Source organism: Winogradskyella vidalii, from assembly GCF_013403955.1.
Taxonomy (GTDB): domain Bacteria; phylum Bacteroidota; class Bacteroidia; order Flavobacteriales; family Flavobacteriaceae; genus Winogradskyella; species Winogradskyella vidalii.
In genome coordinates this window covers 415,529-429,476 of sequence record NZ_JABFDG010000002.1, presented here as the reverse complement: position 1 = coordinate 429,476, position 13,948 = coordinate 415,529, and the positions used below count along the sequence as shown (strand labels likewise).

The 13,948-nt window shown below is 32.7% G+C and carries 13 protein-coding genes; 6 read left to right on the top strand and 7 right to left on the bottom strand.

Annotated elements, in window-relative coordinates; genetic code table 11:
• Positions 1-69: 69 nt before the first annotated feature.
• The 4 genes from HM982_RS08645 (at position 70) to HM982_RS08630 (ending at position 5,816) form a co-directional block, all read left to right on the top strand.
• Entirely contained in the window at positions 70-2,421 is a 2,352-nt protein-coding gene (locus HM982_RS08645; RefSeq protein ID WP_179352741.1) for an ABC transporter permease, read from the top strand.
• 19 nt (positions 2,422-2,440) lie between these two features.
• Positions 2,441-3,112 carry an ABC transporter ATP-binding protein gene (locus HM982_RS08640; protein ID WP_179352740.1) on the top strand — a complete coding sequence of 224 codons (672 nt, stop codon included), beginning with the start codon at positions 2,441-2,443 and terminating at the stop codon, positions 3,110-3,112.
• Between the two features lie 183 nt (positions 3,113-3,295).
• Positions 3,296-4,717: a TolC family protein gene (locus HM982_RS08635; protein WP_246296659.1), complete on the top strand. Its 1,422-nt coding sequence runs from the start codon at positions 3,296-3,298 to the stop codon at positions 4,715-4,717.
• 115 nt (positions 4,718-4,832) lie between these two features.
• On the top strand, positions 4,833-5,816 hold the full coding sequence (locus HM982_RS08630) for a DNA topoisomerase IB (RefSeq protein WP_179352739.1): 984 nt from the start codon (positions 4,833-4,835) through the stop codon (positions 5,814-5,816).
• Positions 5,817-5,820: 4 nt separating this feature from the next.
• Here HM982_RS08630 and HM982_RS08625 read toward each other — a convergent pair whose 3' ends face one another.
• From HM982_RS08625 to HM982_RS08610, 4 genes are all read right to left on the bottom strand, one after another.
• Positions 5,821-6,777 (bottom strand): aldo/keto reductase, encoded by a 957-nt coding sequence (locus tag HM982_RS08625; protein ID WP_179352738.1) that lies wholly within the window; start codon positions 6,775-6,777, stop codon positions 5,821-5,823.
• Positions 6,778-6,845: 68 nt separating this feature from the next.
• Positions 6,846-7,394 (bottom strand): peptide-methionine (S)-S-oxide reductase MsrA, encoded by a 549-nt coding sequence (msrA, locus tag HM982_RS08620; protein WP_179352737.1) that lies wholly within the window; start codon positions 7,392-7,394, stop codon positions 6,846-6,848.
• Positions 7,394-7,846 carry a peptide-methionine (R)-S-oxide reductase MsrB gene (gene msrB, locus HM982_RS08615; protein WP_179352736.1) on the bottom strand — a complete coding sequence of 151 codons (453 nt, stop codon included), beginning with the start codon at positions 7,844-7,846 and terminating at the stop codon, positions 7,394-7,396. Before msrB ends, msrA begins: the two co-directional genes overlap by 1 nt.
• A 69-nt stretch (positions 7,847-7,915) precedes the next feature.
• A complete protein-coding gene (locus tag HM982_RS08610; RefSeq protein WP_179352735.1) occupies positions 7,916-8,155 on the bottom strand; it encodes a DUF7218 family protein in 240 nt (79 codons plus the stop codon).
• 286 nt (positions 8,156-8,441) lie between these two features.
• On the opposite strand from HM982_RS08610, the gene HM982_RS08605 reads away from it, so the two are divergent.
• The gene (locus HM982_RS08605; protein ID WP_179352734.1) at positions 8,442-8,870 is read left to right on the top strand and encodes an FKBP-type peptidyl-prolyl cis-trans isomerase; all 429 of its coding nucleotides are present in this window, start codon (positions 8,442-8,444) and stop codon (positions 8,868-8,870) included.
• Between the two features lie 77 nt (positions 8,871-8,947).
• Here the strand turns inward: HM982_RS08605 and HM982_RS08600 are convergent, their stop codons facing one another.
• A complete protein-coding gene (locus tag HM982_RS08600; RefSeq protein ID WP_179352733.1) occupies positions 8,948-11,287 on the bottom strand; it encodes a T9SS type A sorting domain-containing protein in 2,340 nt (779 codons plus the stop codon).
• A 215-nt stretch (positions 11,288-11,502) separates the two neighbouring features.
• On the opposite strand from HM982_RS08600, the gene HM982_RS08595 reads away from it, so the two are divergent.
• Positions 11,503-12,336 carry a universal stress protein gene (locus HM982_RS08595; RefSeq protein WP_179352732.1) on the top strand — a complete coding sequence of 278 codons (834 nt, stop codon included), beginning with the start codon at positions 11,503-11,505 and terminating at the stop codon, positions 12,334-12,336.
• A gap of 68 nt (positions 12,337-12,404) precedes the next feature.
• Here the strand turns inward: HM982_RS08595 and HM982_RS08590 are convergent, their stop codons facing one another.
• Positions 12,405-12,854, bottom strand: coding sequence for a hypothetical protein (locus HM982_RS08590; RefSeq protein ID WP_179352731.1), 450 nt, complete (start codon positions 12,852-12,854; stop codon positions 12,405-12,407).
• A 234-nt stretch (positions 12,855-13,088) separates the two neighbouring features.
• Positions 13,089-13,931, bottom strand: coding sequence for a universal stress protein (locus HM982_RS08585; RefSeq protein WP_179352730.1), 843 nt, complete (start codon positions 13,929-13,931; stop codon positions 13,089-13,091).
• Positions 13,932-13,948 lie beyond the last annotated feature (17 nt).

Below are 13,948 nucleotides of genomic sequence, written 5' to 3'. Positions count from 1 at the left end.
AGCTTTGTGTTTTTGGCATCATCTTCACTACATAATAAGTAGTAATAATTAATTCAGTCAAAAAAGAATATGATTTTAAATTATATAAAAATAGCATTCCGGACTTTACGTAAAAATAAAGGGTATAGCTTTCTAAACATTTTTGGACTAGCCATCGGAATTACCTGTGCCAGTTTAATCTTTCTATGGGTTGAAGATGAGTTAAGTTTCGATTCAAATTTTCCGAAGCAAGATCAGGTTTACTTTGTATCGACACATCAAGAATATGAAGGCGAATGGCGTACTTTTGGTTCTACACCAGGACCTTTAGCAGAAGCTATGAAAGCGGAAATTCCTGGAGTGGTTAGAGCGTCTAAAACTAGAGGGCTCGATCTTTTGTTTTCAGTTGGTGATAACGTAGTCAATAGATTTGGACGTTATGTCGATTCAGATTTTTTAGACATATTCAGTCTAACTTTTATTGAAGGAAATAAAGCTGAAGCGTTTAAAAATCCTGAGTCCATTGTTATTACTCAGGCTACCGCAGAGCAGTTGTATGGAGAACATGAAAAGGTCGTTGGGAAAATACTTAAAGTAAATAGTACAGATAATTATTTAATTTCTGGAGTCATTGAGAATTTGCCTAACAATGTAAGTTATCCGTTTGCCTGGTTAGCACCTTTTGAACGTTATGGTCGTGATAAAGAATTTACAAGAGAATACGGCAGCTTTTTTGCCGACACCTTTGCTGAGTTATCACCAGAAGCTGATTTTGAAGCTGTAGATGCGCAAGTCAGAAACTTACTGCAGGAACAAACAGGAGATGCCGATTCGAAAGCCTTTTTACATAGTATTAAAGATTGGCATTTAAGAGCTGATTTTGAAAATGGAGAACAAGTTGGTGGTCGTATAGATTCAGTGAAGTTATTTACAGTTATTGCTCTAATTATCTTGCTGATTGCTTGCATCAATTTTATGAATTTATCGACAGCACGAAGCGAAAAACGTGCTAACGAAGTTGGTGTAAGAAAAGCAATGGGTTCTGGCCGTGTACGTTTAATGATTCAATTTATTTCAGAAGCTTTGATTCTCGCTTTTATAGCCACATTGGTAAGTGTTATATTATTGTTAGTTCTATTACCACAATTCAATTTATTGATAGAGAAAGATTTAGTTTTAGGGCTTTCAAAACCTTCACATATCCTATTTTTACTAGGAATAGCAATTATTTGTGGGGTTTTCGCTGGACTTTATCCTGCCTTTTATTTATCGTCATTTAAGCCTGTAGAAGTTTTAAAAGGCTTGAAAGTCACTCAAGGTTCTGCAACATTTATTAGAAAAGGTTTAGTCATTGGTCAGTTTACGATTTCTATCGTTTTTATTGTCAGTACCATTTTGGTCTATCAGCAAATACAGCATGTAAAAAATAGAGATTTAGGATATAGTAAAGACCAGTTGATTTCAATGAAAGTGACTGGGTCTATGATTGAAAAGTTTTCCGTCATCAAACAAGATTTGAAAAACACAGGAGCGATTTCTAACGTTGGCTTAAGCAATTCCAATATTTTAAATGGTGGAAATAATGGTTCCAATCTCACATGGACAGGAGGAGTAGATACGGAAGATATTCTTATTTCATTCCGACTTGTTAATTCGGAATTTTTTGAAACCACAGGGATGGAGCTTAAAGAAGGCCATGGTTTTAGTGAGAACAGAGCCAAAGACAGTGCTAGTGTTTTAATTACAGAATCGTTTGCGAAATTAATGGGAAAAGGCAGTGCCATTGGTAAAAAGGTAACCTTAGATGACACGTATACGGTTGTGGGCGTAGTAAAAGATTTTTTATATGGTGACATGTATGGTACCAGTGATCCTGTATTGTTTTTAAACTATCATGATGAAGCCAGTTTTATGTATCTAAAAACAAATTCTGAAATTCCTACAAATGACATGTTGGCTATGGTTGAAGCGGTTATGAAAACTCACAATCCGGCATTTCCATTTGAATATGGCTTTTTAGATGAAACTTTTAACGCCAAATTTAAAAGTGAACAACTTGTCGAAAAATTATCTCAACTTTTTGCATTGCTCGCTATTCTTATCTCATGCTTAGGGCTTTTTGGATTAGCCGCATACACCGCAGAACAACGCAGTAAAGAAATTGGAGTTCGTAAAGTTTTAGGAGCAAGCGTATCTGGTATTGTAAAACTATTATCAAAAGACTTTTTAAAACTCGTTGGGATTTCCATTGTAATCGCTATTCCTATCGCTTGGTATACTATGGAAAATTGGCTTCAAAATTATGCCTACCGTATAGAAATCAATGGATGGATTTTTGTAATTGCAGGAGTTGTAGCTATTATAATTGCGATGGTGACGGTAAGCTTTCAGGCGATTAGAGCGGCAATTGCAAATCCTATAAAAAGTTTGAGGACTGAATAAAAAATAAACATCAATTAAAATGAAAAACACACTATTAAGTATAAACGAAGCCACTAGAACTGTAAACTCAGGAAGCAATAAAGTCACATTACTAGATACTATTAATTTTAATGTAGAGGAAGGTGAATTCATTTCACTTATGGGACCTTCTGGTTCTGGGAAATCTACTTTGTTGAATTGTATTGGTATGTTAGATAATTTTACAGATGGAGGTTATACCTTTTTAGGTGAACCTGTGCATAGTATGAAAGAAAAAAACCGCTCTAAACTCTACAAAGAATATATCGGTTTTGTGTTTCAGGCGTATCATCTTATTGATGAACTCACCGTTTACGAAAATATAGAAACACCATTACTTTATAAAAACATAAAATCATCAGAACGTAAAGCGATGGTTGCTGATATGCTAGACCGTTTTAATATTGTTGGAAAGAAAGATTTATTCCCAATACAATTAAGTGGAGGGCAACAACAGCTCGTTGGAATTGCCAGAGCGTTAATTGGACAACCAAAGCTCATTTTAGCAGACGAACCAACAGGGAATCTCAACTCGAAACAAAGTGAAGAAATCATGGAACTCTTTGCACAATTAAATAAAGAAGGCGTCATCATAATACAAGCCACACATTCTGAAAGTAATGCCGCTTATGGTTCAAGAATTATCAATCTTTTGGATGGGAAAATAGTTTAGTTTTTTAAGCAAAATTACAATACGTCACTTCGAGTGAAATTTTCGTTTTTCAGAAAATTTTGTATCGAGAAGTCATAAATAGATATAAGATTCTCGATACATTTCTCGATCCCTCGAAACACTCGAATTGACGATGCTGTAAGATTGATCATTCGATACCTAAATAATTAAAAGTAACAAATCATGATATATAAACTCATAATACAAATCATCATTGTAATGATGAGTTGGGCTGGTTTTACTCAAAATACAACGGACAAAAGTTATACTTTAGACGACTGTATCGCTATCGCTTTAGAGCATAATCTCGATTTAAAATCGACCAATTTATTAGCGAACTCAGCAAAAGTAAATTACCAACAATCCAAAGCAGATATATTGCCAAGTCTTAATGGTAGTTTTAATTTAGGGGTTAATGATGGCAGAAGTATCGACCCATTTACCAACGCTTATATCAATCAAGAATTAACCTTTTCTAACATAGGATTAAGTTTAGATATGACCATTTTTAATGGTTTTCGATTATTAAATGCTGCCAAACAAAACCGATTGAATCAAAAAGCTTCCGACTTAGAAATTGAAGCAGCGCAACAAGATTTAATATTGAATGTCACCTTGGCCTATCTTCAAGTTTTAAATGCAAAAGATGTATTAGAGTTGGCTAAATCCCGATTAGAAACAACAAAACAACAGCTTAAAATTCAACAAGATTTTTACGATAATGAATCAGGGAATCCTGCAGATTACGCAGATATTTTAGGGCAGTTGGCAAGCGATGAAACCAGTGTCTTAATGGCTGAAAGTAGCTTAAATAATGCCAAATTAAGTTTACAGCAATTAATGAATTTAAAAGAAGATATTCACTTAGCGACCGATGTTTTACTTCTAGATTTTAATAACTATGAAGTTTCTGTCAATACTGTTTTTGAAGACGCTATTCGGAACCTAGCCACATTTAAAGCTAAGGAATTGCGTATAGAAGCAGCCAAAAAAGGGGTGCGTGTTGCGAAGTCTCAGTTTACACCCGAAATTTCACTTTTTGGAGGTTTAAATACAAATTATTCTAGCGCAGCGGAATTATTTACCGCCACAGGGTCAAGTTTTGTTGAAACTGGAGATTTTGTAACGGTTGACGCTGAAGATTTGCCGATTATGACAGAACAGACGAATTATGCTTCAGAAGGTATTGATTATACCGACCAATTAGATAATAATCTCAACACGGTTGTTGGAGTTCAAGTTAATGTGCCATTATTCAATGGTTTTAGAGCTAAAAACAATGTGGCTTTAGAAAAAATTAAAGTTGAAGAATCTATCATTGAGTTAGAACGTACACATGTTGACATTAAGAATGCGATTGCTCAGGTATATTTTGATATGGAAGCCGCTTATAAACGTCATAAAAGTTTAGAAAAACAAGTGGAAGCTTATGAAGAGTCGTACCGTATTAATGACATCCGATTTAAAAATGGCGTCTCTAATTTCTTAAATTATATCATTAGTAAAAATAATTTAGACAATGCTAAAGTCAATCTCGCCAATGCCAAATACGACTATTTACTGCGAGTAAAAGTATTGGATTATTATAGAGGTATTAACGGATAAAGAAGATTCTACGATTTTTAATCACGAAAGTAATGAGATACTTTTAGTGGCTTTTGAGTTAATTGATGTTGGGTTAAAGAATTTACTTTATAAATTATATAACCACACAAACATCATGTACTATAGAAAAAAACATGGCAGAGGCTTTCGATATGTCGATAGTACTGATAAAACTATAAAGGATAAAAATTTAAAAGATTGGTTTAAAGCCTTGGTTATTCCACCAGCTTGGACCGATGTTGAAATTACTACCAACAAATCAGCTAAAATTTTAGTCACAGGTAGGGACGATAAAAATAGAAAGCAGTATATCTATAATCCAAAATATAGGGAGAAGCAAGAACAGCAAAAATTCGATCGTATTCTCAAATTTGCAGGTCAATTAGAACGTATGCGTCGCGTTACCGGACAACATCTTCGTAAACGCAAATTAGTTAAAGAAAAAGTGCTGGCATGTATGGTAAGACTTCTGGAAGCCGCATATTTTAGACCAGGAAGTGATTATTATGCCAAAGAAAACGAGAGTTATGGTTTAACGACCATGCGAAGTAAGCATTTGCAAATTGAACATGATGAACTCATCTTTAATTATATCGGGAAATCTGGTAAAGAACAAGAACGCCATATCGTTGATAAAAAGCTAGCAAAAATCGTGCAAGAGATAGACGATTTACCTGGTTATGAAATATTTAAGTTTATTGATGAAGCCGGAGTAAAACAGGATGTTAAAAGTGAACACCTTAATGATTATATTAAGGTGGTTATGGGAGAAGATTTTTCTACCAAAGACTTTAGAACATGGGCAGGAACAGTGATTGCCGCCATGGCATTAGATGAAATAGGGTATTCTAAAAAACAAGATCAAAAAGAATTAGATAAAAATATCCGTGAAGCGGTCATTAAAGTAAGTGAGCGTTTGGGAAACACACCATCGGTTGCACGCAGTTCTTATATTGATCCGCGTGTTATTGATGAATATATTGATGGCAAAACCATCAACTATTTTCAAAAGGAAATAGCACGACTATTAAAAGTCAACGAAAACCTTTCAAGAGAGGAAATCGGTGTATTGTGTATGCTGAAGAAGAAATTAAAATAAGAGGTTAATTCCAACTAAGATGACTGCGTTCTTGCCAGTAATCTTCAGGATTTACAGCAAGTGATTTCAAAGTATTAACTTCTTCTGTCGTTAATTTAAAATTTAATGCTTTCAGGTTTTGTCTTAATTGATGCGTATCTGAGGCACCACTTAATACCAAATTAGGATTTAAATAATCCATAATAAATCGGAGAGCAATAGCATCATTACCAACATTATAGGTGTTAGAAAGTGTTTTTAGGTAATTATAAGCTTTACTGTAGCTTTGGAAGCTGTCATTTTGAAACACACGTCCATTAGCTAAACCTTCTTTAATAATAACGGTTTTACCTTCGGTTATCAATGCTTTTAAAATTTGAAATGTAGATTGTTCAAAAATGTTAAAAGTCACCTGATAACTGTCAAATAAATCTAACCCTTCGAAATTAATTTTTCGAGCTGCTTCAATTATTTTGACTTGTTCAGTGCCGCTTGAAGATAATCCAATTTTAAGTTGGTGTTCTTGTTTTAGTTCGTTCAATCTATTTAGTACTGCTGTGTTGCTTAACACACCACTCTCTAGAGTTGCAGAATGAATTTGATAAATTTTTAAATTAGGTAAAAGCGCTTTAGAAAAGTCCCATTGTTCATTCAATTTTTTAATAGAATGCTCTTTAATTTCATGTTTGCCTGAAAATCCAACTTCCCAATTGGCTACATAGGTATAGCCAAATTTTGTAGATAAGTTGACGTCTTTATGTTGCCTAGAAATATTCCAATCTAATAAAAACTGTTCACCTAAACCATACGAAGGAGCCACATCAAAATCTCTTATACCCAATTGGTAACTATCATCTAAAACCTTTATCGTATTTGCTTTAAAAGCAGAAACGGATTTGTCTATTTCGGTTTTGGTTCTAATGTTTATATAATCTGGTCTGCCTAAAGCTGCTAAGCCTAAGCCTATTTTTGTTGTGCTCATAGTGATTTATTCTAGAGTAAATTTAAAAGTTTTAAGTGGATTTAATTCGGCTGAAATAAAATAAAAATTTATGCTGTCGTTTTTAGTTTATCCGAATGTAGTTCTCTCAGCTTCGCTAATTTGGGATCAATAACAAAACTGCAATAACCATATTCGGGGTTTGATTTATAAAAATCCTGATGCTCTTTTTCTGCATCGTAAAAAATTGGTGCTTCAGATATTTCGGTTACAATAGGATTATCGTAATAAGTCGCTAATGCTTTTACTACCTGTTCTGCAATTTCTTTTTGCGTATCGTTATGGTAATAGATTACAGAGCGGTATTGTGTGCCACGGTCAGCGCCTTGTCTATTTAGTGTTGTTGGGTCGTGAGTCGTCATGAATATGACTAAGATATCTTCATAAGAAATAACGTTGGCATCAAAAGTTATTTTTACAACTTCTGCATGCCCAGTAAGTCCAGAACAAATTTCTCTATAGGTTGGTCGCCCTGGAACTTTGCCTCCAGAGTATCCTGAAATCACAGATTCTACTCCTTTAACTTCTTCAAATACGGCTTCGGTACACCAAAAACAACCTCCACCAACTGTAGCAATTTGTAGGTTTTTCATACTCATTATGTCGTTTGTGTATCTAATATCATGGATTCAGAATTAATACAATAACGCAAACCGCTTGGCTCGGGGCCATCGGGGAATACATGGCCTAAGTGGGCATCGCACGTGTTACACATTACTTCTACGCGTACCATTCCAAAAGTGGTATCTCGTTCGTATTTAATGGCGTTTTCTTTTATAGGTTGTGTAAAGCTTGGCCAACCAGAACTGGAGTTGAATTTTATAGTAGAATCGAATAAAGGCGTATTGCAACAAACGCAGTTGTATTTACCTTCATCATAAGTCGTACAGAGTTCTCCGCTGTGCGCGCGTTCTGTTCCTTTTAGTCTTGTGATTCTAAATTGTTCTTCCGTTAATTGTGTTTTCCACTCTGCATCCGTTTTTTCAACACGTTTATCTGGAGTTGGATTTCCTTTAACGGAAAAGTTAATGATGTCTTTCCAAGTTAGCATAATATATTTTTTATATTCTAATGGTCGAAATATTTAGTTTATACTTTCAAACCATTAAGGTTGTCGCTATTAATTGTTTCTTAAGGCGCTGATTAATTCACTTTTTTTCATGTTTGATCGTCCGTCTATACCTACATTTTTAGCTTGTTCGTAAAGTTCGTCTTTAGTCCATTCTTCGTAAGGGCTTGCTTTTCCACCTTTTTTACCAGAATTTGGAGTGTTTGCAATACGAGCCGATTTTTCTTTACTGTAACCTTTGTCTCGTAAAGCTTCATATTGATCTTCGTTTTTTATTCTTGGCTTATCCATAATACTTAATATTTTTAAGTAAGTTGGGAAAAATTTTGAAGACTTTTTGTTACGATTACGATAAAAATGTGCTGTATTGCGTTCCAACTGAATTTGTTTAAAAATAACGCGTCTTAATTAGCTGTAATTTAAAAGCTATTCTGTCTAATTTTAGGCAAATTTATGAACGAAAATGCATAAAATCACGTTAAGTTTTTCTTAAATACCTAAAAACTTTGGTCATCATTCTTTATTGTCTCATATAAACAATAGTTTTGCACCTTATTTAAATGAAAACAAGAAATTTATGAGTCAAGTAAAAGAAAATGATACGGTAAAAGTACATTATACAGGAAAATTAAAAAGCGGACAAGTTTTTGATAGTTCTGTAGATCGTGAGCCTTTAGAGTTTACCTTAGGACAAGGTATGTTGATTCCTGGTTTTGAAAAAGCCGTGATTGATATGAAGGTGAATGATAAGAAGACCGTAGATATTCCAATGGAGGAAGCTTACGGCGATATTAATAAAGAATTATTTCATAAAGTTGAAAAGGCACAGTTACCTGCAGAAATTACACCAGAAGTTGGTTTAGGTTTGGCTTCTAGAGATGCCCAAGGTAATGAGCACCAATTTAGAATTGTTGAAGTTAATGACGATAACGTCATTGTAGATGGAAATCACCCTTTAGCAGGACAAGAATTAGTGTTTGATCTTGAGTTAGTAGAGATTAAATAAATAGAAATACTTACAAAAAAGAAAGCCCTGTGAAATTAAATATCACAGGGCTTTTTTTATTCAACGCTGTTAAACAACTATTTTATGACTAGTTTTTTAATAATTTGAAATTTATCACTTTCAAATTTTATAAAGTATAAACCAGCATTGTATGACGATACATCAATTCTGTTTGAAGTTGTAGTGCCTTTATAAACTGTTTGTCCAGAACTATTAGTGATAGTGTAAGTATCTATATCTTGAGCACTTTCAATAGTTATAAAGTTATCAGCAGGATTAGGATACAGCTTAAATGTTATTAGATTAAATTCGCCATCAATAGATAATGATTCACAATCTTCACTAAAGCTAGAAGCACTATCTATTATGGTCCAATTTGTTGTAGCGTAAAGCTCATCATCAACATTGATACAACTTAAATTTGGGTTATTACTACTACTAAAATAGGCAAAGTTAGAATTGTTACCATTAGCCATATTCAAGCTTGTTAGTAAGTTGTTGTCTATGCTAAAATTGGAAAGTATAGGTAGCATAGAGACATCTAAACTTGTTAACTGATTTGAGTAAGCTCTAAGTTCTACCAAACTTGTTAAGGACGATAAATCTAAATTTGTTAAGGCATTATTATATATATAGATAAGTGCTAAAGGTGACTCCGTAAATGTAATTGAGCTAAGTTGGTTGTCTTGTATTCGTAACTCTTCAAGGTTTACTAAAGTGCTTAAATCTATACTTGTTAATTGGTTTTGAAAGGCTCTTAATTGTATTAAATCTGTAAATTGAGAGACGTCTAAATCCGTCATTAAGTTATCGTAAATATGTAGTTTCCATAAGGGAGCAGAATCAGGAAACGTCACTGAAGAAATTTCATTTTCGTGTAAAAATAATTCTTCAATATTAACTAAAGCACTTACATCAATACTCGTAAATTGGTTTCTCATAATCCCAAAACGTGTTAAAGCCGTATTATTAGAAACGTCTATGGTGGTTAATAAATTATCATTAACAAAGAGTGATGTTAAGGCTGTATTGTTAGACACATCTAAAGTAGAAAGTTGATTTTCACTTAAGCCTAATTCTACTAAAGCAAGATTATTAGAAACATCAATAGCAGTTAAATCATTATAGCCTGTTAATAAAGTGTCTAGTGCGCTAAAATCTTCAATACCTGTTAAATCTGAAATACCAAGACTTTCTACGTTAAGACTTGTAATGGTGTCTATGTTTGCTGTAAGCACATAATCATCTAAAACATCATCGTAGCCAAGGTCGATTAAAGCTTGTTCAAAATTATCATCTGGCACAAAGGTCATTGGTTCGCAGTTTTCACTAAAGCTAGACGTGCTATCTATTATGGTCCAATTTGTTGTAGCGTAAAGCTCATCATCTACGTTGATACAACTTAAATCAGGATTATTACTACTACTAAAATAGGCAAAGTTAGAATTGTTACCATTAGCCATATTCAAGCTTGTTAGTAAGTTGTTGTCTATGCTAAAATTGGAAAGTATAGGTAGCATAGAGACATCTAAACTTGTTAACTGATTTGAGTAAGCTCTAAGTTCTACCAAACTTGTTAAGGACGATAAATCTAAATTTGTTAAGGCATTATTATATATATAGATAAGTGCTAAAGGTGACTCCGTAAATGTAATTGAGCTAAGTTGGTTGTCTTGTATTCGTAACTCTTCAAGGTTTACTAAAGTGCTTAAATCTATACTTGTTAATTGGTTTTGAAAGGCTCTTAATTGTATTAAATCTGTAAATTGAGAGACGTCTAAATCCGTCATTAAGTTATCGTAAATATGTAGTTTCCATAAGGGAGCAGAATCAGGAAACGTCACTGAAGAAATTTCATTTTCGTGTAAAAATAATTCTTCAATATTAACTAAAGCACTTACATCAATACTCGTAAATTGGTTTCTCATAATCCCAAAACGTGTTAAAGCCGTATTATTAGAAACGTCTATGGTGGTTAATAAATTATCATTAACAAAGAGTGATGTTAAGGCTGTATTGTTAGACACATCTAAAGTAGAAAGTTGATTTTCACTTAAGCCTAATTCTACTAAAGCAAGATTATTAGAAACATCAATAGCAGTTAAATCATTATAGCCTGTTAATAAAGTGTCTAGTGCGCTAAAATCTTCAATTCCTGTTAGATCTGAAATACCAAGACTTTCCACGTTAAGACTTGTAATGGTGTCTATATTTGCTGTAAGCACATAATTATCTAAAACATCATCGTAGCCAAGGTCGATTAAGGCTTGTTCAAAATTATCATCTGGCACATAGGTAGTTGTATTTGGGTCTGCTGCTGTATTAATACCGTTTACATGAGCGCTATTAGTATTTTCCTTACCATAACTCACAAGGCAATTAATAACTAAGATTAAACTTAGTAATATTTTTTTCATAGATCTAAAAATTAAGGGTTTAATAATTGGTTGGTTTTTTTTTTAAAATTTGTAGCTAAAATATAAAGCTCAAGAACACATTCAAATACTCATATTGAGTAATTATTTAAAAATGTAGGTTTCAATTAGTTTCAGAATTTTTTCAATTAATTAAGGCTGATTTATATCATTTTATATTAGACTACTTTTTTATAATTTTAAGTAAATAGACTACAATGAAACAGATTCTCTTACTTACGGATTTTTCTCAAAATTCAATAAACGCCATACAGTATGCTTTACATCTATTTAAAGATGATACGTGTAAATTTTATATACTCCACGTAAAAAGTTCGAAAGCTTTTTTAAGTGACGATTTAGTTATGTCTGGTGGTCAGAGTATCTATGATTCTATTTTAAAAAAATCAAAACAGCAACTGTTAGAATTGATTGATGACATTGAATCGGAGTTTAAAAACGAAAATTTTACATTTCAAAAACTGATTGATTATGATGGATTAACAGACGCTATAAACCAATTGAAAGCCTCTTATCCTATAGATTTAATTGTGATGGGGAGCAATGGTGTAACAGGAGCTAAGGAAACAATTTTTGGAAGTAATACAATTAATGTCATCCGGAATGTAGATTGTCCTACCTTGATAATTCCTGAAGGATTTACTTATAAAAAAACATCAGAACTGTTATTACCTTTAGATTCTAAAGATACATTAAACAGCAGTACGTTTTCTGAACTGCTTAATTTTGCCCAACGATTTTCGGATAAAATACATTTACTGCGGGTTGAGCCTTACCAAAAAAAATCAGAAGAACAAGGCAACGATATCAAGCATATTAAAGCGCTTATTAAAGATTTAGATTATAACTATTATGTTATAGATGGTGTGCCTATGGAATATGCGGTGAGTTGTTATACGCAAACTCACGCTATTGATTTAATGGCCTTGTTGGTACAGAAAGAAAATTTGTTAGGGCATATTTTTACAAGTTCTTCTACTTCTAAAATTAGTAATACACTAAGAGTACCGTTAGTAGTTTATCATTCGTGAAAAAAATGCTCAACAAATAAATTATTAGTTATCTGTTGAGCACTAGCTAGTAAACCTGTGTTGAGGTCTTATCGTTTAGCCAATAAGTGATTAAGCTTATCTTCTTTTTTGATGTTTTTAATAATATCAAAAATTTGAGCTTTTAGCAGGCGGTAATATTTTTCAAAATCATTTAACTGAATAATTAAACCACGATGCGATTTTCTGTATGCTGCTTCTTCTTTGATTTGGTTAATTCCATCGAGCATAATTTGAAGCTCATTTGTATGGACCTTAACAGCTTCAATTAAGAGATTGGTTTGTTTTTGAGAACGGTTTAAAATATCAATGATTTCTTTGTTTTCTGAAAATTTTTCAGGAATAATAAGTTGTAGTGTAAAGGACTTAATTAAGTCTTCAAAAAAAAGATGTTCATCTTTTATAAATAATAATTCAGAAAGCCATGACTTAGAATCTTGGTGCATTTGTTCTGCACTTAGCCATTCTACATATTCTTGGTGTGCTTGTATTGTTTTCATGAGGTCTATATTTTAGATTCGTAAGTGTTTTGAATGCGTCTACTAAGGTATAGATGAAAAGTGATTTTTAATATGATATTAATCAGTTATGAAACGTTATTTGAGATATCTAAAATTAAAATGAGACCTAAAATCTAAAAATTAAATTTTAAGTCTCATAACAATTTTAACTAATTAGTTGAGCAAAAATTAGTTGTCTATAACTATCAAAGCAATTAAGCTAAGCGTAATATTTTATTTGGCATTAAAACAGGGGATAACTAAAAATGGGATGTCTGTATGGAATCCTATTTTTTTTACCACAGGTTCATTAATGACGTTTTCAATAAAGCTGTGTTCATAATTAATCATTGCCAAAATATTGATATTTGACTCCTCTATAAAACTTCTAATAGATTGTTCTTTAGATCCAAAATCGGGCATCCAATGCACACTACTTTGGTAATCTTCAAGGTAGGCTTTTAGCATTGCCAAATTATAGTTTTGTTTTTCGGTTAAGTTGTCACTTTGATTAATGTGAACCACTCTAATTTTTGAATTATATAACTTAGATAATTGTTTTAAAGGCAGTAATTCTTCGCCATAAAATCTGTTGAAATCTGTTGGGAAAGCAATTTGTTCTGGTGTTACAAAATTATAAGCGTCTGGAACCACTAAAACAGGGCAAAGTCTAATTTTGTTAATGATATTTACAGTATTGCTACCAAACAGAAACTCTTTAGCACCTGTAGCGCCTTTTGTACCCATAACCACCATATTAATGTTATGTTCTTTAATGGCTTTTTTTATGGTTGGTAACAACGATTTTGTACTATGAATAATTTTAAATTTGTGCTTGCTATTAGTACTTTCAGCCGTTAATTTATCTTTTATCTCCTCCAATCGTTTTTTAGATTCTGTTTTTAAAGTATCTAAATAAGTTGAAGTAATATATGTTCTAGAACCAGAATTTGAAAAAGTCCAGGTGTGTAAAAAATAAAAGGTACAAGACTCGTTATTAAATAATTTAAGCGCATAGAGTGCTGCACTCCACGCGTTATCTGAAAAATCTGTTGGGATTAATATATGTTGTCTCATGATGTTTTTTTTATTTA